Source organism: Pseudomonas sp. F3-2, assembly GCF_038804275.1.
GTDB lineage: Bacteria > Pseudomonadota > Gammaproteobacteria > Pseudomonadales > Pseudomonadaceae > Aquipseudomonas.
Map to the genome: position 1 here is coordinate 848,437 of NZ_CP152388.1, position 18,033 is coordinate 866,469.

General features: G+C 59.3%; 19 protein-coding genes and 1 pseudogene. 10 read left to right on the top strand and 10 right to left on the bottom strand.

Features of this window, described 5'->3' with window-relative positions; translation table 11 throughout:
• Window positions 1-100: 100 nt before the first annotated feature.
• Window positions 101-1,063 (top strand): thioredoxin-disulfide reductase, encoded by a 963-nt coding sequence (trxB, locus tag AAGQ88_RS03880; protein ID WP_285426451.1) that lies wholly within the window; start codon window positions 101-103, stop codon window positions 1,061-1,063.
• Between the two features lie 218 nt (window positions 1,064-1,281).
• Here trxB and AAGQ88_RS03885 read toward each other — a convergent pair.
• The 7 genes and pseudogenes from AAGQ88_RS03885 to AAGQ88_RS03915 all read right to left on the bottom strand — a co-directional run.
• Window positions 1,282-1,419, bottom strand: a pseudogene (locus AAGQ88_RS03885) (HopJ type III effector protein); the annotation flags it as partial.
• A 104-nt stretch (window positions 1,420-1,523) separates the two neighbouring features.
• Window positions 1,524-1,865 carry a HopJ type III effector protein gene (locus AAGQ88_RS03890; protein ID WP_342654490.1) on the bottom strand — a complete coding sequence of 114 codons (342 nt, stop codon included), beginning with the start codon at window positions 1,863-1,865 and terminating at the stop codon, window positions 1,524-1,526.
• Window positions 1,858-2,154 (bottom strand): DUF1244 domain-containing protein, encoded by a 297-nt coding sequence (locus tag AAGQ88_RS03895; RefSeq protein WP_093462245.1) that lies wholly within the window; start codon window positions 2,152-2,154, stop codon window positions 1,858-1,860. Before AAGQ88_RS03895 ends, AAGQ88_RS03890 begins: the two co-directional genes overlap by 8 nt.
• A gap of 168 nt (window positions 2,155-2,322) precedes the next feature.
• Entirely contained in the window at window positions 2,323-2,694 is a 372-nt protein-coding gene (gene folX, locus AAGQ88_RS03900) for a dihydroneopterin triphosphate 2'-epimerase (RefSeq protein ID WP_342654491.1), read from the bottom strand.
• A gap of 3 nt (window positions 2,695-2,697) precedes the next feature.
• Window positions 2,698-3,258: a GTP cyclohydrolase I FolE gene (gene folE, locus AAGQ88_RS03905; protein ID WP_342654492.1), complete on the bottom strand. Its 561-nt coding sequence runs from the start codon at window positions 3,256-3,258 to the stop codon at window positions 2,698-2,700.
• A 21-nt stretch (window positions 3,259-3,279) separates the two neighbouring features.
• On the bottom strand, window positions 3,280-3,990 hold the full coding sequence (gene folM, locus AAGQ88_RS03910; RefSeq protein WP_342654493.1) for a dihydromonapterin reductase: 711 nt from the start codon (window positions 3,988-3,990) through the stop codon (window positions 3,280-3,282).
• Window positions 3,991-4,209: 219 nt separating this feature from the next.
• Window positions 4,210-4,779: an antibiotic biosynthesis monooxygenase gene (locus AAGQ88_RS03915; RefSeq protein ID WP_285426456.1), complete on the bottom strand. Its 570-nt coding sequence runs from the start codon at window positions 4,777-4,779 to the stop codon at window positions 4,210-4,212.
• Window positions 4,780-4,990: 211 nt separating this feature from the next.
• Here AAGQ88_RS03915 and AAGQ88_RS03920 point away from each other — a divergent pair, with 211 nt between their 5' ends.
• Window positions 4,991-5,941 carry a MerR family transcriptional regulator gene (locus AAGQ88_RS03920; protein ID WP_342654494.1) on the top strand — a complete coding sequence of 317 codons (951 nt, stop codon included), beginning with the start codon at window positions 4,991-4,993 and terminating at the stop codon, window positions 5,939-5,941.
• 61 nt (window positions 5,942-6,002) lie between these two features.
• Here the strand turns inward: AAGQ88_RS03920 and AAGQ88_RS03925 are convergent, their stop codons facing one another.
• Both AAGQ88_RS03925 and AAGQ88_RS03930 read right to left on the bottom strand, forming a co-directional pair.
• Window positions 6,003-6,608, bottom strand: a complete 606-nt coding sequence (locus AAGQ88_RS03925) for a hypothetical protein (RefSeq protein WP_342654495.1) — start codon at window positions 6,606-6,608, stop codon at window positions 6,003-6,005.
• 82 nt (window positions 6,609-6,690) lie between these two features.
• Entirely contained in the window at window positions 6,691-7,137 is a 447-nt protein-coding gene (locus AAGQ88_RS03930; protein WP_093462227.1) for a PAS domain-containing protein, read from the bottom strand.
• A gap of 99 nt (window positions 7,138-7,236) precedes the next feature.
• On the opposite strand from AAGQ88_RS03930, the gene AAGQ88_RS03935 reads away from it, so the two are divergent.
• Entirely contained in the window at window positions 7,237-7,692 is a 456-nt protein-coding gene (locus AAGQ88_RS03935; RefSeq protein ID WP_342654496.1) for a flavodoxin, read from the top strand.
• On the opposite strand, the gene AAGQ88_RS03940 is transcribed toward AAGQ88_RS03935, so the two are convergent.
• On the bottom strand, window positions 7,673-8,584 hold the full coding sequence (locus tag AAGQ88_RS03940; RefSeq protein ID WP_342654497.1) for a LysR family transcriptional regulator: 912 nt from the start codon (window positions 8,582-8,584) through the stop codon (window positions 7,673-7,675). The two genes, AAGQ88_RS03935 and AAGQ88_RS03940, sit on opposite strands and share 20 nt — an antisense overlap.
• 139 nt (window positions 8,585-8,723) lie before the next feature.
• On the opposite strand from AAGQ88_RS03940, the gene AAGQ88_RS03945 reads away from it, so the two are divergent.
• From AAGQ88_RS03945 to AAGQ88_RS03975, 7 genes are all read left to right on the top strand, one after another.
• Complete coding sequence (locus AAGQ88_RS03945) at window positions 8,724-9,113, top strand: CidA/LrgA family protein (protein ID WP_342654498.1); 390 nt, start codon at window positions 8,724-8,726, stop codon at window positions 9,111-9,113.
• Window positions 9,110-9,796: an LrgB family protein gene (locus AAGQ88_RS03950; protein ID WP_342654499.1), complete on the top strand. Its 687-nt coding sequence runs from the start codon at window positions 9,110-9,112 to the stop codon at window positions 9,794-9,796. The genes AAGQ88_RS03945 and AAGQ88_RS03950 overlap by 4 nt, the downstream gene beginning before the upstream one ends.
• 154 nt (window positions 9,797-9,950) lie before the next feature.
• Complete coding sequence (locus AAGQ88_RS03955) at window positions 9,951-10,736, top strand: class II aldolase/adducin family protein (RefSeq protein ID WP_285426512.1); 786 nt, start codon at window positions 9,951-9,953, stop codon at window positions 10,734-10,736.
• The gene (locus tag AAGQ88_RS03960; RefSeq protein WP_342654500.1) at window positions 10,736-11,710 is read left to right on the top strand and encodes an alpha/beta hydrolase; all 975 of its coding nucleotides are present in this window, start codon (window positions 10,736-10,738) and stop codon (window positions 11,708-11,710) included. The genes AAGQ88_RS03955 and AAGQ88_RS03960 overlap by 1 nt, the downstream gene beginning before the upstream one ends.
• Before the next feature lie 119 nt (window positions 11,711-11,829).
• Window positions 11,830-12,741 (top strand): SDR family oxidoreductase, encoded by a 912-nt coding sequence (locus tag AAGQ88_RS03965; RefSeq protein WP_342654501.1) that lies wholly within the window; start codon window positions 11,830-11,832, stop codon window positions 12,739-12,741.
• Window positions 12,742-12,931: 190 nt separating this feature from the next.
• Window positions 12,932-13,456, top strand: a complete 525-nt coding sequence (locus AAGQ88_RS03970; RefSeq protein WP_342654502.1) for a hypothetical protein — start codon at window positions 12,932-12,934, stop codon at window positions 13,454-13,456.
• A 1,097-nt stretch (window positions 13,457-14,553) separates the two neighbouring features.
• A complete protein-coding gene (locus AAGQ88_RS03975; RefSeq protein ID WP_342654503.1) occupies window positions 14,554-18,018 on the top strand; it encodes a hypothetical protein in 3,465 nt (1,154 codons plus the stop codon).
• Window positions 18,019-18,033 lie beyond the last annotated feature (15 nt).

Consider the following 18,033-nt stretch of genomic DNA (forward strand, 5'->3'; position numbering starts at 1 on the left):
TCATGCTGGCGCCGATCCTTTTTATTCCAGCCGGTGCGCCGGCTTAGACCACAGTGACTCCGACCACACGTGAACGATGGCCGGTCAATAGGAGTGTGTCATGTCTGATGTACGTCATTCCCGAGTGATTATTCTCGGCTCCGGCCCTGCCGGTTACAGCGCTGCGGTCTATGCGGCACGCGCCAACCTCAAGCCGCTGCTGATCACCGGCATGCAGTCCGGTGGTCAGCTGACCACCACCACCGAAGTCGACAACTGGCCGGGCGATCCCCATGGCCTGACCGGCCCGGCGCTCATGGACCGCATGCGTGAGCACGCTGAGCGTTTCGAGACCGAGATCGTGTTCGACCACATCAACGCCGTCGATCTGGCTGGCAAGCCGTTCAGCCTGAAGGGCGACAGCGGGACCTACACCTGCGACGCACTGATCATCGCCACTGGCGCCAGCGCTCGCTACCTGGGCCTGCCGTCCGAAGAGACGTTCATGGGCAAGGGTGTTTCGGCCTGCGCAACTTGCGACGGATTCTTCTATCGCAACAAACCTGTGGCGGTCGTCGGTGGTGGTAACACTGCCGTTGAGGAAGCGCTTTACCTGGCCAATATCGCCAGCAAAGTGACTCTGGTGCACCGTCGCGAGACGTTCCGCGCCGAGAAAATCCTGATCGACAAGCTGCATGCACGTGTGGCGGAAGGCAAGATCGAACTCAAGCTGAACTCGACGCTCGACGAAGTGCTGGGTGACGACATGGGTGTAACCGGTGCGCGCCTGAAGAACAACGACGGCAGCTTCTCGGAGCTGAAAGTCGATGGCGTCTTCATCGCAATCGGTCACACGCCGAACACGTCGCTGTTCGAAGGCCAACTGGCGTTGAAGGACGGCTACATGGTCGTGCAAGGCGGTCGCGAAGGTAATGCGACGGCCACCAGCGTTGAAGGTGTGTTCGCGGCCGGTGACGTGGCTGACCACGTGTACCGCCAGGCAATTACCTCGGCTGGCGCAGGCTGCATGGCGGCACTGGACGTCGAGCGCTACCTGGACGGCCTGGCGAACGCCTCGTTCTGATCCAACGCTTCAAAACAAAAAAAACCGGCCCAAGGGCCGGTTTTTTTGTGTCTGATGATCGCCTTCATAGTAGGAGCGTGGCTTGTCCCGCGATCGGCTGCGCAGCAGTCGTAAAGTCAGCTCCATCGTTGCATCTGGCACGCCGCGTACACCGAATTCACGACGACTGCGTCGCCGATCGCGGGACAAGCCACGCTCCTACATAGGCGAAGGTGGCGTTACGCCTTGCGAGTCAGCGGCGGTGCGCTGAATTTCACGCCCGCCAGCCCGTTGGCAATCAATGCGCGGATGTTGCCGTGATCGGTGCCTTCGGGCGTTGCAATCACGGAGCGATAGTGTTCGCCGAAGGCCAGTAAAGTCAGCTCCATCGTTGCATCTGGCACACCGCGTACACCGAATTCACGACGACTGCGTCGCCGATCGCGGGACAAGCCACGCTCCTACATAGGCGAAGGTGGCGTTACGCCTTGCGAGTCAGCGGCTGTGCGCTGAATTCCACGCCCGCCAGCCCATCGGCGATCAATGCGCGGATGTTGCCGTGATCGGTGCCTTCAGGCGTTGCAATCACGGAGCGATAGTGTTCGCCGAAGGCCAGTAGCGCTTCTTCGTCACTCAGCCCTTCCAGCAATGCCAGGCCCAACGTCTTGCACGACCCCTCGTTCTGACCCGCTGCGTTTTCTACCGCACCGTTGCTGAACGCCTGAGGCTGGTAGTCATAATGAGCAGCCACAAAAGCCAGTGTGTCAGCGAAGACGTGCTCGCCGCTTTTCAGGCTGCTGCGCAGGGTGTTCAGGTCAGTCATGTTTCTGTTCCTTGGCGAACGCCGCTTGCTGGTCGGCGCTGGCTTCTTTCTGGTATCTGGATTTCCACTCGCTGTACGGCATGCCGTAGACCACTTCGCGGGCGTCATCGAGGCTGATGTCGATGTGCTTCTCGTCAGCTTCGGCCTTGTACCACTTCGACAGGCAGTTGCGGCAGAAGCCAGCGAGGTTCATCAGGTCGATGTTCTGGACGTCCTTGCGGCTGTCCAGATGCGCGACCAGACGGCGAAAGGCGGCGGCTTCGAGTTCCAGGCGTTGTTGCTCGGTCATGATGGACTCTGTGCGAATGAAGGTGGGGCGGATGATAAGAGTGCGGGGCAGGGTGGGCAATGGTATTCGTCGACCGGATGCATGGGCTGTGGGCGCGGATGAATGCGCGCCCACCGAGGCAAATGCCCGAATCGGGAATACCCGCGCGCGATGCTCAGCGCCTGATGCTCAGCGTTCCGCGGCGAGGGTAATGGACACCGATTCAGCGAAGCGCAGTGCGTGGGGCTTGTCGACTTCCACCTCGGCGTACTGCACCGCCTGGTGGCTCATCACCAGGTCCAGCACTTCCTGAGTCAGGCGTTCGAGCAGGGCAAAGCGGTTGCTTTCCACGTGCTGAATGATCGCCTTGGTGATCGTGCGGTAATTGAGGGCGTGATCGATATCGTTATCGCGCACCGCTTCCTGAGCCGCATACAGGATCGTCAGATTGATCAGAACGTCCTGTTTGTTGAGGATCTCATCCTCATTGATGCCGATATAAGTGCGCAGGCACAGGTCTTTGACCCGAATGCGTGCGGTGCCTGGTTCAAGTCTTGCCATGGACTACTTGCTCCGTCCGATCAATTGCAGAAATTCCATGCGCGTCGTGGTGGATTCGCGGAAGGCGCCGAGCATCACCGAGGTGTTCATGGTCGAGTTCTGCTTTTCGACGCCGCGCATCATCATGCACATGTGTTGGGCTTCGATGACTACCGCCACGCCCGCAGCGCGGGTCACGCCCTGGATCGCATCGGCAATCTGCCGCGTGAGGTTTTCCTGGATCTGCAGGCGCCGGGCGAACATGTCGACGATCCGGGCGATCTTCGAAAGCCCCAGAACCTTGCCGGTCGGAATGTAAGCCACGTGCGCCTTGCCGATGAAGGGCAGCAGGTGGTGCTCGCACAGCGAATACAACTCGATGTCCTTGACGATCACCATTTCGTCGTTGTCGGACGCAAACAGCGCGCCGTTGACGATTTCCTCAAGCGTCTGATCATAGCCATGACACAGATACTGCATCGCCTTGGCCGCGCGCTTGGGCGTGTCCAGCAACCCTTCGCGCTCGGGATCTTCACCCAGACCAACGAGGATTTCGCGGTAGTGCTGTGGCAGTGACAAAGTCATTAAGTGGGTCCTCGGGGCGGCTTACTTGACGTGCCGTCCGCCGTTCAGGGTCAGAGTGGTGCCGGTAACGTACGGGTTATCCATCAGATAGCGAAGGCTCTGGTAGATCACCTCGGCGCCGGGTTCGATGCCCAGCGCGGATTTGGCCAGCGTTCTTGCGCGATACGCCGCGTCGTCGTCGGGTTGGAACATCAGCATGGCCGGGGCGATGCCATTGACCTTGATATGGGGCGCGAATCTGGCGGCGAACGACAGCGTCAGATTCTCCAGCCCCGCTTTGCTTGCACTGTAGGCGATATGTTTGCTGCTGCCTTTGCGCGTGACGTCATCGCCAATGTGAACGATGTCGGCCACTTCGCTGCGCTGCAACAGCTCGGCGCAGTGCAGATTGATCAGGTACGGCGCCAGCATGTGGACGCTGAACAGGCGAGTGAACACTTCGGCCTCGTCGCCTGGCGTCTCGGCGAGCCAGTCCGACGCGTTGTGCACGATCGCGCGCAGGCTGTCGGTCTGCGCTTTGAGCTGCGCGATGAAATTCATCACGCTTTCTTGCGATGAAAAATCGGCCTGAATCACCACCGCGCCCAGCTCTTTCAGGCGCTGCACACCCGGTCGCTCGCTGCGATAGCTGATGATCACCGGCTGGCCTTCGTGCAGCAGGCGTTCGGCGCAGTGAAGACCGACGCGCTGACTGGCGCCCGTGATCAGGACTGGGGCAGGAGAGGAAGCCATGGCTGCTCACGTGGTCATCAAGGAAGAAGAGAGACGGCGGCCAGTCGAATTCGAGTCTGCGGCGAGCTGCTTTCATTGCGCCATCAGAGAATGACCGTCCGGGGCAAAGTTAACCCAATGGTCAGTGGTGTACAACTGTAGGGTATGAGCGCGGGGCCGGTATGCGCGGTGATCGCGGGAAAGCCGCCAATGGGCTCCCGCGAAAACCGCGGCGTGAGGTCAGCGGGTCGAGGCCGACTCTGCGGCGGCGGTGGGCACCTGAACATGGTTGTTCAGCCAGCCCGACAAAAGATGGGTCGACAGAGGGATGAACCAGAACACCATCAACGGCGTCAGGATCAGGGTGCTGATCATGATGCGCGGCAGCAATTCCAGCTGACCCAGCAAAGGGCCCAGCACGTAGTTGAAGATCAGCGAGACCGGGAAGAATGCCAGCCAGATCGCGACGGCCTGTTTCCAGCGCGGCGGGCGCTGACCAACGGTACCGAACCAGCCGTCCATGCCTCGTACGCGATGCACGGAATTCTTGGCAAACAGGCCGCTGCCGCGCACCAACCACGAGCGTCGGGACGCAGAATGCTCCCAGGCGTGCATCGTGGCCTCATCGGCAAAGCGGAAAATAATCTGGAATTCGTCATCTCCCGGAGGCGGCGCAAGCACGCCAGAGCCAAGGTAGCCGGGAAAGTCTGTAGCGAGCTGTTCGCCTTCATGCAGCCAGGCAATCAGTTCCTGATAGCGGCCATGGGCGACGCGACGGGCAACCATCAGCGTGACGGGTGAGGTAGACATTGTGTATCTCCGATAACGAGTGAGCTTCCCGGGTAGGGAAATCACATGACGCAGTGCCGGGGTGGTGGCGTCGCGTCAGCTTCACTGGAAAAGCAAGCAAGGATTATTCCTGATTCCCTGAATAAAGCCATCTGTCTTCGTCGGACAACGCGCCTTTTTGCCACTCAGCGCCGCTACAATGCGGCCGAATCCTACGAAGATCTGGCCCGCCATGACTCAAATGCTTTCTGACTCGCGCGGCATCGACGAGCTCAAAAACACCGAGCTGTTTCCGATCCGCGAAGTGTCGCGTCTGACTGGCGTCAATCCGGTCACGCTGCGGGCGTGGGAGCGTCGCTACGGCCTGATTTCGCCTACCCGCACTGAAAGCGGCCATCGGCTTTATTCCCAGGCCGATATCGACAACATCCGCACCATCACCGACTGGATCGAGCGCGGCGTGTCGGTGAGCAAAGTCGGCAAGATCCTCGCCGGCATCGGCGGGCTGGGGGCTCCAGAGCGAGCGCTGCACAGCGTGATCGATGCCGCCGAACAGCACAGCTGGCAAGCTCAGGTGCGTCAGGCGGTCAACGAATTCGACGAGAACCGCCTGGACCAACTTTATGGTCAGATATTTTCGACGTACCCGTTGCCGGTCGTGTTTCAGGAATTATTGATGCCGGTGTGGCGCGAGTTCGCTGCGCGGCATGACGGTTTTGGGCAGATCAGCGAATGGCTGTTTCTGGACAGCTTCCTGCGGGCGCGCACCCTGCAGCGGGTGCAACTGACGCGAGGTTCGGCCAGTCAGCGCGTGTTGTTGGCGTCGATGCCAGGCGGGTGCCGTGAGCTGGAGTTGTGGGTGGCGGGCATTCTGATGAGCACCAGCGACGTGGCTGTCAGCGTGCTTGCTCCCGGGCAGCCCCTTGAAGAGCTGAGCCTGGTTTGCAGCAAAATGCGGCCGCAGGCGCTGGTGCTCTTCTCAAACTCGCTGCCGACTGCCGACACGCCAAAGAAGCTGGTTCGTCTGGGTCTGAGCCTGAACTGCCCGTTGCTGCTGGCCGGGGAAATCGCCGACATGGCCCTGGACAGTCTCAACGGCACTGCCATCGGCTGCCTCGGCAGCGAAGGCCAATTGATGCAGCGACGCTTGCAGTTATTTCTGGCCGGACGACTGGATACGTGAAGGCACGCTGAGCGCTGCGCGGCCAATGCCGAATTCGGCCAGCCGCCTGCGACGTGTTACGTCACAGGTGCATCGAGGGATGGATCTTGCGATGCTGCTGGAGGATGTACTGGCGCAGGCGCTCAGTGTCTTCCTTGCTGTTCTGGCTCAATCGATAAGCCGCCAGGCCTTGCTCGGTCAGGCGTTCGAACGTACCGCGCAGCGCGATGGGCGCATAGCCGGGCGGTGTGAACCACGCTGAGAAATACTTGGGCGGTTTGGTCTGCTTGCGGTTTTCAAGCAGGATGCCCTTGAACGAAATCTCATGAACCCAAAGCGCTGTGAGCGAGCCTTTTTCGGTCTCGAGTGCCATCGGTTCCGGCAGCGTCAGGCGCCATGGACGAATACGCGGGCCTTCTTCAAAAATGCTCGGCGCGCCGAGCTCAAGGTGTAGCGCGTGGAATTCGTCTTCGACCAGATGCAGCGGGAAGGTCATCTGTTGGTTGTCGAACTGGGCCTGGATGGTCACCTGCTCATGTGCGGCCAGGCGCGTCAGCAGATCCTGAATCTGCACGCCGCCGTTAACCACCAGGCTGCGGGACTTGTCACGCAGGTTCAGCTTGGGGTTGCGCTGCATGTTCTGGATGAAGTCCAGCTCATCCTGCGTGAGGATATTGTCGCGCTGCATGTTCGAGCTCGATTTACCGGTTATTGAGAAAGCAGACCAAAAATTCGCTGTTTTGTTGCTGCCGTTCGTCAGTTACAGGACGTTACCGTTTCAGCGCTTCAATCTCTGCACGAGCTTGCGCCAGTTCCGCCTGCAATTCGACAACTTTCTGTTGCGCCAGCACGTGCTCGGTCACGTCCTTCTGGATGCCGATGTAATACATCAGCTTTTCCGCATCGTTGAACACTGGCGTGATCGACAGCTCATTCCAGAAGGACGTGCCATCCTTGCGATAGTTGCGCAGGATCTGACGACAGGGCTGACCTTTGGCAAGCGCCTGACGAATGACCTTTCTGGCCAGCTGATTGCGCTCGTCACCCTGAAGAAAACGGCAGTCCTTATAAAGGATGTCCTGCGCGCTGTAACCGGTCAGGCGCTCGAAGGCTTTGTTGACGTAGATGAGAATGTCGTCATCGCCTTCGTGCTCGGCTACCACGATTCCGTCGTTGGACTCGTCGACGACCAGTTGCAGCAGTTTTGCGTTGATCACTGAATGCTCCTCCCTGGCATTACGAAGGCGGCATTCTAAGACATTGCGCCGCTCTGGGGCATAATGCCGCACGATTTTACTCAGTCACAGGATCGCACAATGAAAGTCGCCATTGTTTCAGGCTCGGTGTACGGCTCGGCCGAAGAAGTCGCCCGTCACGCCCAAGACATCATCAAGGACGCCGGCCATGAGGTCTTCTTCAACCCGCGCGCAACGCTGGCCGATCTGCAGGCGTTTGCTCCGCAGGCCTTGCTGGCCGTGACTTCGACCACCGGGCTGGGCGAGCTGCCGGACAACATCCTCCCGCTGTACAGCCAGTTGCGCGACACGTTGCCGGCGGCATGGCGCGGTCTGCCGGGCGGTGTGATCGCTCTGGGGGATGCCAGCTATGGCGACACGTTCTGCGGCGGTGGCGAGCAGATGCGTGAGCTGTTCATGGAGCTGGGTGTTCGCGAAGTGCAGGAGATGCTGCGTCTGGACGCCAGCGAATCGGTGACCCCGGAGAGCGATGCCGAGCCTTGGCTGGCCGGGTTCGTCAGTCAGTTACAGGCGTAAATAAGCCATTGGGCGCCGCCCGCTCACGCAGCAGCGCCAGCCAGGCCTGAGCGGCTTTGGACAGATACGCACCCTTGCGCCAGATGAAGGCAATGTCCCATCGCAAGGTCGGCGGCGCCTTGAGCGTCACGTGCACGACGCCAGGGCGGACCAGCGCACGCGCCACGACTTGCGGCAGCAGCACCACGCCTTGGCCGGCAGCCACCAGCGCCGCCAGGAAATCCGCCTGACCACTGCGCCCGCCTTCTTTGGGCGTGAAGCCAACCTGCTGGCACGCCTGCAGCAGACGATCGTTGAGCACGAAGCTGCGCTGATACAGCAGAAACGGCGTATCCGCCAGCTGGCTCAGTTCGATCTCACTCAGGTTCGCCAGCGGATGACGGGCGGGCAGCAGGGCATCCAGCGGCTCGTCGCAGAAAGGTTGCCAGGCGAAAGCGGGATCGTCGGGCGTCAGGCTGCCGCCCAATTCAAGCTCGCCGCTCATCACGGCCTGCTCGATGGCCCGACTGCCGCCTTCGATCAGGTGAATCGTCACGTTCGGGTAACGCCGCCTGTACTCAGCAAACGTCTCGGCGAACAGCGTGTCACTGCCCAGCATCGGCAGCCCCAGATTCAGTTCTCCGCGGGCCAGATGGCTCAGGTCATCCAGCTCTCGCAGCAGGCCGTTGCGCAGCACGAGCATTTCTTCCGCACGGTTGAGCACGATTCTCCCCGCAGCCGTCAGGCTGACTTGCGATCCATGACGATCGAGCAGGGTGACGCCAAGGCTCTCCTCCAGCTGCGCGACCTGCTTGCTCACCGCTGACTGGCTGACGTACAGCGTCTTGGCCGCCTGAGTGAAGCCACCTCGGCGCACGACTTCGACAAAGCTGCGCAGTTGCTTGAATTCCATCGAAGAGAAGATTCCTGAATGACCGGTGAGCGCATTGTGACGTTTTGTATTCCGGAATGGAATTCCTGCAAGTCAGACAATTCGTTTTCGAGATTCTAATGCGGTCGATAGACTGAACTCCCCTGAGGACCGGAATATCATGAAACGCTTGTCTCACTTTTCCCGACTGATTGTCGAAATCGCCGTCTTGCTGGCGATCTATCAGTTGGGCTGTGAAATCGCGCTGTGGCTGAACTGGCCGATTCCGGGCGGTGTGATCGGTCTGGCATTGTTGCTGATGACTTTCGCCACCGGCTGGGTGAAACCGGCGACGCTGCAACTGGGCGCGGGATTGCTGCTGGCGGAAATGCTGTTGTTCTTCATCCCGCCGCTGATGAGTCTGCTCGACTACGGCACGCTTGTGCGCACCGATGGCTGGCGGATCATGCTGGTAATTGGCTGCAGCACATTGTTGGTCATGCTGGTGACGGCGTTTACGGTCGAGTTCGTTTGCCGCCTGAAAGAACGTCCCCAGGAGCCGCGCGCATGAAGTTCGAGCCCATGCCGGTGTTCTGGCTCGTGGTGACGGTTGCCGCCTACCTCACCAGTCGCTGGTTGTACCGCCGGACTGGTCGCTACCTGCTGTCGCCATTGATTATGGTGCCCATCGTGTTGTTGGCCATCGCCGTGCCGATGCACACCGCCTACGCCGAATACTCCACGAATACCCATTGGCTGATGCTGGTGCTGGGGCCTGTGACGGTGGCTTTCGCCGTGCCGATCTGGCAACAACGGGCGCTGCTGGCGCGACACTGGCCTGCTTTGTTGATCGGGATGCTCGCAGGCAGCGCGGCGTCGATTGCCAGCTCTTTCGGCCTGTCCCGGGCTCTGGCGCTCGACCCGTCGGTCGCGATGTCCCTTGTGCCTCGCTCCATCACCACGCCCTTTGCGATGCCGCTGGCCCATGACCTGGGCGGCGTGCCGGAGCTGACAGCGGTGTTCGTGATGTGCACCGGCGTCTTCGGCGCGGCGCTTGGCGGCGTGTTGCTCAAATGGCTGCCGCTGCGCACGGCCCTGGCGCGCGGCGCATTGTTTGGCGTGGGCGCGCACGGTGCCGGCGTCAGCCGCGCGCGCGAGGTCGGCGGCGAGGAAGGGTCGGTGGCCGGGCTGGTCATGGTGCTGACCGGCTTGATGAATCTGTTTGCGGCGCCGCTTTTGGTGTGGATGCTCTGAGGCACGCGCTGCAGAGCGCTGCCGGTTTTCGTGACTCGCCAGGCCACTAACGTGGCTGCCAAGGCAAGTAGCGCGCGGCTGGGGGCTGACTAGACTGCTGAGCCTACGAGAGCACGCCACAGCCCGAGGACCGCCGATCGTGAAAGTCGCCCAGGTGTTTACCGATACCCTCAGCTCTTCCAGCAGCCCCGTGAAGGATCAGGTCAGCGACGCCGAATGGCAGACCCGCGTTGATCTTGCCGCGTGTTATCGACTGGTGGCGATGCATGGCTGGGACGATCTGATCTTCACGCACATCTCAGCCAAGGTGCCGGACACAGAAGACTTCCTGATCAACCCGTATGGTCTGATGTTTCACGAGATCACTGCGTCCAGCCTGGTCAAGGTCGATCAGTCGGGCAAGAAACTCATGGACAGTCCGTATGAGATCAACCCTGCCGGCTACACCATTCACAGCGCGGTGCACGAGGTGCGGCACGATGTGAACTGTGTGCTGCATACGCACACCGCGGCCGGCGTCGCTGTTTCGGCTCAGAAGCAAGGTATTTTGCCCATCAGCCAGCAAGCGCTTTTCGTCCTCGCCAGCCTGTCGTATCACGGTTACGAAGGTGTCGCGTTGAATCACGACGAGAAGGCCCGGCTGCAGGCGGATCTGAGCGGCAATAATTTTCTCATGCTCAACAACCACGGGCTGCTGACCTGCGGGTCGAGCATCGCCGACACCTTCTTGATGATGTTCACTTTTCAGCGCGCGTGTGAAATTCAGGTGCTGGCGCAAGGCAGCGGTGCCGAACTGATCGGCATCGACGGACAGATACTGGCGGGAGCCAAAGCGATGATCGCCGGCGTCACGCGCAGTGCCCAAGGCATGGGCGGGCATCTGGCGTGGCCAGCGCTGCTGCGCAAACTCGACCAGTTTTCGCCGGGATATGGCCTGTAATGGGCCTTGCAGAAATCCCGCTCAGTGTCTGGCGCACCCGTGGGCATGATTTCGAGTTTCAGGGACAGGTCATCCGTTACTGGAGCGCGGGGCAGGGCGAGCCTTTATTGCTGTTGCATGGATTCCCGACCGCCAGTTGGGACTGGAATTACCTCTGGCAACCGCTCTCGCGCCAGTATCGCGTGATCGCTTGCGACATGCTGGGCTTCGGCGATTCGGCCAAGCCGCGCGACCATGACTACAGCCTGCTGGAACAGGCAGACCTGCAGCAAGCGTTGCTCGACCATCTGGGTGTCAACCAGCCGGTTCATGTCCTTGCGCATGAATACGGCGGCAATGTCGCTCAGGAACTGCTGGCCCGAGAAGGCGAGGGCCTTTTCAAAATGGCCAGCTGCGTGTTTCTCAACGGCGTGTTATTTCCCGAAACCCATCGGCTGCGGCGTGTACACAAATGGTTGCTGGGCCCGCTCGGCTGGCTGGTGGCCCGCCTGTTCGACCGCGCCAGTCTGGACAAAGGCTTCAGCCGGATCTTCGGTCCGGACACCCGGCCGAGCGAAAGTGAACTCGATGATTTCTGGAGCCTCATCACCAGCAACGGCGGGCAACGCATTCTCAACCGCCTGATCACCTACATCCCGGAGCGTCTGGCCCAGCGCGACCGCTGGGTGCAGGCCATGCAGCAGACTTCCCTGCCAATGCGCCTGATAAACGGCGTCGCCGACCCTTACGTCGGGACCCGGACCGCCGACCGGTATCGCGAGTTGATCCCCGCCGCCGACGCAGTGCTGATCCCCGGGATCGGCCGCTATCCTCACACCGAGTCGCCGGCGTTGCTGTTGCGGCATTACCAGCGGTTTCGCGCCGACATTGCTGAGCGGCGCACGTGTCTCGTGCCCCCGCGTCCGGTCCATAACGCCCCCCAGCCTGATCATCCCGTTGCGTTATCGAGCACCATTCAGAGTGCCTCGTGTTGATTGTGACCGGTGCCTGACTGGTCGACACTCGATGACTGATTCGCGCGTTCCAGGTCTTCTGCTGTCCAGCGCCTGTCTGGACGGCACACTGTGAACGGCACCATCCTCGGGAGAGCACTATGAGTGAGACCGTACGTTTTGATGACAAGGTCGTGATCGTCACGGGCGCAGGCGGGGGGCTTGGTCGGGCGCATGCATTGCAGTTCGCTCGCCACGGCGCGCGAGTCGTCGTCAACGATCTCGGCGGGTCTGCCCACGGGGAAGGGGCGAGCGCCTCGGCGGCGGATCGGGTCGTGGCGGAAATTCGCGAGCAGGGCGGCCAGGCCGTGGCCAACCATGATTCGGTCACCGATGGCGACAAGATCGTACAGAACGCGCTGGACGCTTTCGGCCGAATCGACGTGGTGGTCAACAACGCAGGGATTCTGCGTGACAAAAGCTTCGCGAAAATGGAAGACGCCGATTGGGATCTGGTTTATCGCGTCCACGTCGAAGGGGCCTACAAAGTAACGCGCGCTGCCTGGCCGCACCTTCGGGAGCAGAACTACGGTCGGGTGATCTTCACGTCTTCCACTTCGGGTATCTACGGTAATTTCGGCCAGTCCAATTACGGCATGGCCAAGCTGGGACTTTACGGCCTGACCCGCACACTCGCCATCGAGGGGCGCAAGAACAACATCCTGGTCAACGCCATCGCCCCCACCGGCGGCACTCGGATGACCGAGGGTTTGATTCCCGCGAGCGTTTTCGAGTTGCTTAAGCCGGAGCTGGTCAGCCCGCTGGTGGTGTATCTGGGCAGTGAGCAATGCCAGGACACCTCTGGATTGTACGAAGTCGGTGGCGGCTGGATCGGCAAAGTCCGCTGGGAACGTAGCCTGGGCGCTGGCTTCGATCCGCGCGCTGGCTTCACCCCGGATGACGTCGCCGCCCAATGGCAAACCATCAGCGACTTCGAGGACGCGGTCCACCCGGGCGACAATGTGGAAGCCTTGAAGGAAATGATGGCCAACCTGCAAAAGTTTCCGGGCTGAGGGCGTTGTCTGACTGAGGAGCTGCCAGTCCGAGGGATCGGATTGGCGGTTTTTTGTAGGAGAGTTATTTGAGAAGCTGTAGGTTATTTCTCTAAATTAGGCAATGACCCTTTCTTCAGTTTTTTGGGCTCAACTCTGCTTGTAGCTTTCCGATCAATTCAGAGAAATCGATATGATCTCTGGAGGATGTATGATCGGAAATCTGAACAAAGTGCATGAACGACTGAAAGTGTATGTCGCTGTTCCCGACAAGCAGTTCGACGTCAAGTCAGGCCTTAGCCCCAATGAAGAGTCGGTCAAGCAGAAGGTCCGACAGTATTGGGCCGACGAGAATATTTCCAACAGCAAAAAGCTCGAAGGCCTGAATATCAGCCTGACCGGATTTGATCCTAGAAAAACCAGTTACACGGAGCTGCGAGATATCGCGATGATCCTGGCTGATCGCGGAATCATTGACGGTGATCTTGTCGGCGTTTTCGCTGGCATCGATGTGCAATTTGACGCCATGGGAAAACAGATTGGCATGGACAGGGAAGTCGACGCCTACGCTTTTTTCGAAAGGGAACTTGGCGTATTGTCGGACGTGATTTACGAAGGCAACGTAGCTGCCAAAGGAGCACTTGTAGAGTTGAAAACATCGATCGCGGTCATGATGGCGCTTGAAGAATACGCCAAGGCGCCCCGCAAGATGTCGTTGGTGAACATACGTGTCTGATCCCCAATAAACTGAAGTGACCTGAGCCGCTTCCGTGCGACCCAGGTCGACTGACTTACATTGGCACGGTAAAGCTACCCGTGTAGCTCACAGAGCTTCGCCCCCTCGAATTATCCAATACCAGCCTGAACGTACCGGCCCCATAATGTCCCGAAGGACTGTAACCAGGCGTTGTCACAGATGACCAGTTGCCCCCTCGATGCTGTTGGACAATGACTGGCAGCTGCCCCGATGCACCCCTCACATTGAAATGGTGTGAGGTGGTCCCACAACTGACCCTGTAAGGGCCAAAAATAACTTGTAGCTGACCTGCGGGAACCGTTCCGCTTGGAATTGACCCAGAGCGTTTGGTACAGAAATTCTGGGTGTTTGCTACGGGCTCGGCTACGACGGTGCCAGCCAAGCCTCCCAGGCTAGCAATCAACATACATGCTGCGATTTTATTCTTGCTCATAGAAACTCCATTAGTCATATCCATTGATTACCGTTGCGCGGATCACAGAATCCGAAACGCTTCGATGACTAACGTTTAAACAGATGGTCGCGTAGGACTGCAGCTAATAATGCCGTAGGACAGGTCTGAGTATTTCAACGGGCTGCGTATCACCGCCAACAACCCTCAGCTGAGAAAAATCTGCTGCGTTGGATATATTGAAAGCAAAAAAAAGCCGCTGCAGCGGCAGCGGCTAAACAAGACGTTAGATCCAGGAGCTGAACAATCGAACGTCGATGACACTCACTAAGCGAGCTCGTATCCCGCATAAACATAAGCAGGGAAACAATGGCGCTGAGTCGATGGCGTAATAATGAAGATTGGCGGGTAAAAGAAACATACCTGTTTAAGACAAGCACCTTTACGGACGAGGCAACAATGCGCTCTTGCGAAACCCTTGAAGGGTGCGGGTTGAGGATCTTTCTGTCACGGCGTTGGTGTAGCGTCGCACTGTTTGTGTCAGCACGTGGGGCTGCAATAAATATTTAATTATCCCTGTCGTGACCCGCCAATGACGTTTGATGGAGCCTCATTTTGCTGCTCGTTCGTTTCACCGCCGTGGCTGGATGCCTGGCGGGGCGAGCAGCCTACCTTGGAGCTTCAAATGAACGACCTCTCTTATAAACCTGCTCAAACAGCGAACCTGCACGCCAGCACTTTGGGTGACGTGACTGGCCAACTGGCAAAACTCGCAGGCGCCTCGGCGTGCTGCATTGATCTGATGAACAATGCGCCCTCGCTTCGGGCTGTGGCTTTCGACCTTCTGCAAGGCTTTTTGCCTCGCGGCACGCGGATTTCCAACCCCGACAGCATCTTTTTGAACAGCGCCACCGATAGCGGCGTGAAGTCTCTGTCGCTCACTGACGCGCTGCTTCACGGGATGATTCATGGTCATGCCTTTCTCGAAGAACCAGGCCTTCAGTTTTATCAGCGGCACGATTCGGTCGCCGATCTTTACAGGTTTTCCTCCGATGAAACGAAGCGCATCACCAGCGCCGTGCGTCAGCTTGTGGACGTGTTGCCGGCACGCTTCGAAGGGCAGATCCACGCCTTCTGGAACGCCCAGCACGTCAGGCCGGATGACGCTTCTCGAACGGCGAAACGTCGAGAAATCATCACTGATCAGCAGACCCTGGCCTTGCAGTGCGAGGCGCAGATTCACTGCGCGACTCAAGCCATCACGTTGAGCGAAAAAGAACATGTCCTCCAGGCATTGGACGACGATGTGCCGCAAGGTGGTTTTTCGATCAACCTTTTGACCAACGAGGGCCATACCTGGGAATTACCGCTGATTGCCATCGAGCAGCCTGCGTCCGACGAAGACGCATCGGCCGTGTTTCTGCTGATCCCGGGCAAAGGCATGGAGCGGATAGACTCGCTCAGCGTACTCACCGAAACATTGAGCCACCGACTCGCAGGCCCTTCGCGCGATGAGCATCTGCTCGGCTGCCTGCCTGCGCCGCTGCGACAGCAAGTCGAGCAGGGAGTCGCGCTCAAAGGGACGTTTCATCCCGTGCCGCTGGGTGAACCCATTCTGCGCCGGCAGATGGACGTCTTGCTGAACAGACAGGTCCATGATTTCAACTACCTGCTCACCCAAGCGCGCAATGATGCACAGCTCTCGGTGTTCCTCGATCGCATGGAGCACGGTCAGCCTGCTGTCGCCCTGAGCGACGCACTGGGCTACCGCGTGAAAGCCCTGACGGTGCAGGCGAACGAAAGCTTCAGGCCGGGCTGGTTCACATACGCTGACCCGGCACATCGCGAGGAATACTTGCTGTTGGAGGCCGAACACCAGAAGCGTCGCGAGGCCGTCGACAGCATGTTTACAGGCCTCGAGTCGCTGGAAACGTTCGGACTGAAAGAAATCGATACGTATGTCCTGGAGCGCCTGGGTTACAGCGTCGATCCTCGTCAGGTCATGGTCAGCGTGCCGGATGAAGTCGCGCTCAAGAGTGGAACGATCAGCACGCGTTACAAGAAGTCGTTGTTCGATTTCGCCATTTCCGGGCTTCCTTTCGCTTCTCAGGATGGCATCGTCGAGTTGCCGGCGGGCAAGTCCAACCCGCTGTTTGACTTCGGATTCGTCGTCGATCTGGTCACTCAAGTCGACGTTCAGCGTCGCTATGCGCAGATGCTCAGGGACCGCTATTCGCAAGCGAGCGTTCAGCGCGCGTTGGTTCACATGCGCGACAGTGCTCTGGCGCTGAGCGTCTGTGGCGCCGTGATGCAAGGGCATCTGCGTGATGCGCGCAGCGAAGAATGGGTGAGAGGCGTGCGCGCAGACGTGACACTCACTCAAGCGCCGCTCAGGATGGGCAGTCTTTCGCTGGCCGCCACCGGCACACGATTCAAGGATGCGATCGTGTTCTGCGACGGCCTGGGGAGTGACGCACACTTTGTCTTGTATGCACCGGGCGCGCCTGCGGGCAAAGATTTGTTCGAAGGTTCCTGGCAGCAGATTGCCAACGAAGTCGGTGGGTGGACCGCAACGGAGGCGGGCAGGCGTTACGTGACCGATCAGGTCGCCGAACACAATGGCAACGATCCTGAATCCTTCATGCAAGCCATCCAGCTCAAACCCAGTCTCTGGAGCAGCGAAAGTGTTTCGTTCGAGGCTCTGGCTGTACAGCCTTACGAACTGAACCTGCTGAGTTTGATCAGCCACAAGGTCGATCGCGCCCTGAACCAGCAGGACGCGGACGTTCTGGGACTCAGGAATGAAACCGCCTTCGCCAACCGTCGCACGCTGGCGTTTATCGATGCGCGTCTGGAATGGTTGGACAGGGAGTTCAGAGGGTCGATCAGAGGCCTGCTGTCATACAAGGATTTCGTCGTTCGCGAAACCCGAGCCGCTTTCGATGAGTACTTGCAAGCCGACGGCATCAATGACTCGATCGACCCGGACACGCTGTACTTCGATGTCCACAATACGGCCTATACCGACTCGCCTGACTTCAGTGAGTACACCCATCTGCGTACGCTCACCAGCTTGATGGCGGAGGGCTATTCCGATCAATACGCCTACAGACCGACAGCGCCCATGTATTCATCTGTAGGGCAAAACCCGTTGGACTGGCCGCTGTATTTCGTTCAGTTCGTCGATCAGCAACTCAGGAAGGCCAACCTGGGCGCGCGCTATATCGCCTACCTCAAGAGCGACTTTCTGAACGCCAGCCATCCTCAATACGCACATCGTCGCGCGCTGATGGGCATGCGCACGCAGTTTCAGATGCGCCGCGCCGCCATTTCTCATTTCCTCGACGGCTCATTGAACCAACAGCAATATCGTTGGCTGGTCGACATGATCGTCGGGCTGGATGAAGACGTGCTGGCGAGCGATGTGTTGCTCAGGGAGCGTAATCGAGGCCGTGCGATGTCTCCCTTCCGCCTCGCCGGTCACATTGTCCAGGGCGTGTACATCTTCAGGGATTTCAACTCCGACGATCCCCAATTCAAGTTGCTCTACACCCCTGACGCACCGGATGGCGTGTCGTTCCGGCCAGTCACCGATTACCTTCAGTTGCTCGAATCCCATGAGATGCGCAGTTATTACTATCACCGGGTTTCCTACAAGGGCCAACCCAGCGTCGGCACGCTCTACGAGCAGATGGCACGAGGGCTCAAGCGTGACCCGGAGTCGATCAAGGTCCTTCAGCCGATGGTGTCTGCCGATGACGTCATCACCGATGTGTACAAGCTGTACGACACGATGTTGGGGCGCATGATCTTCGACGTGGATGCCCAGACCACCAGCACTGCAGAGCAATGGGCGGAGGTGCTGTACACGGTCGTGAGATGGACCGGCACCATTCTTCTGTTGCCCTTTCCACTGGCGGGCATCGCCTGGGGCGTGGTGACAAGCGGCGTCAGTTTCTTTCGTGGCGCAATTGCCTACAGCTACGGCGATCGTGCGACCGCGTTGCCGTATCTGGTCTTTGCGGTGAGTGGCCTTCTGCTGGCTGGCGATGGGGTCCGGGCGTTGAGCCAGGGCACCCAGACTATTCTCAAAAGCATCGGGCTCAAGGCCGTCACCTCAAGCATGGCCCGGGGCGGCTTGATCATTTGATGGTTTGGTCACCGC

What these genes read in the sequence shown, in the direction of transcription:
- AAGQ88_RS03970 (WP_342654502.1), top strand. Translation starts at nt 12,932, where the DNA reads ATGATCGGAAATCTGAACAAAGTGCATGAACGACTGAAAGTGTATGTC.
- folM (WP_342654493.1), bottom strand. Translation starts at nt 3,990, where the DNA reads ATGGCTTCCTCTCCTGCCCCAGTCCTGATCACGGGCGCCAGTCAGCGC.
- AAGQ88_RS03965 (WP_342654501.1), top strand. Translation starts at nt 11,830, where the DNA reads ATGAGTGAGACCGTACGTTTTGATGACAAGGTCGTGATCGTCACGGGC.
- AAGQ88_RS03950 (WP_342654499.1), top strand. Translation starts at nt 9,110, where the DNA reads ATGAAGTTCGAGCCCATGCCGGTGTTCTGGCTCGTGGTGACGGTTGCC.
- AAGQ88_RS03895 (WP_093462245.1), bottom strand. Translation starts at nt 2,154, where the DNA reads ATGACCGAGCAACAACGCCTGGAACTCGAAGCCGCCGCCTTTCGCCGT.
- folE (WP_342654492.1), bottom strand. Translation starts at nt 3,258, where the DNA reads ATGACTTTGTCACTGCCACAGCACTACCGCGAAATCCTCGTTGGTCTG.
- AAGQ88_RS03945 (WP_342654498.1), top strand. Translation starts at nt 8,724, where the DNA reads ATGAAACGCTTGTCTCACTTTTCCCGACTGATTGTCGAAATCGCCGTC.
- AAGQ88_RS03960 (WP_342654500.1), top strand. Translation starts at nt 10,736, where the DNA reads ATGGGCCTTGCAGAAATCCCGCTCAGTGTCTGGCGCACCCGTGGGCAT.
- AAGQ88_RS03975 (WP_342654503.1), top strand. Translation starts at nt 14,554, where the DNA reads ATGAACGACCTCTCTTATAAACCTGCTCAAACAGCGAACCTGCACGCC.
- AAGQ88_RS03920 (WP_342654494.1), top strand. Translation starts at nt 4,991, where the DNA reads ATGACTCAAATGCTTTCTGACTCGCGCGGCATCGACGAGCTCAAAAAC.
- AAGQ88_RS03925 (WP_342654495.1), bottom strand. Translation starts at nt 6,608, where the DNA reads ATGCAGCGCGACAATATCCTCACGCAGGATGAGCTGGACTTCATCCAG.
- AAGQ88_RS03890 (WP_342654490.1), bottom strand. Translation starts at nt 1,865, where the DNA reads ATGACTGACCTGAACACCCTGCGCAGCAGCCTGAAAAGCGGCGAGCAC.
- folX (WP_342654491.1), bottom strand. Translation starts at nt 2,694, where the DNA reads ATGGCAAGACTTGAACCAGGCACCGCACGCATTCGGGTCAAAGACCTG.
- AAGQ88_RS03940 (WP_342654497.1), bottom strand. Translation starts at nt 8,584, where the DNA reads ATGGAATTCAAGCAACTGCGCAGCTTTGTCGAAGTCGTGCGCCGAGGT.
- AAGQ88_RS03935 (WP_342654496.1), top strand. Translation starts at nt 7,237, where the DNA reads ATGAAAGTCGCCATTGTTTCAGGCTCGGTGTACGGCTCGGCCGAAGAA.
- trxB (WP_285426451.1), top strand. Translation starts at nt 101, where the DNA reads ATGTCTGATGTACGTCATTCCCGAGTGATTATTCTCGGCTCCGGCCCT.
- AAGQ88_RS03915 (WP_285426456.1), bottom strand. Translation starts at nt 4,779, where the DNA reads ATGTCTACCTCACCCGTCACGCTGATGGTTGCCCGTCGCGTCGCCCAT.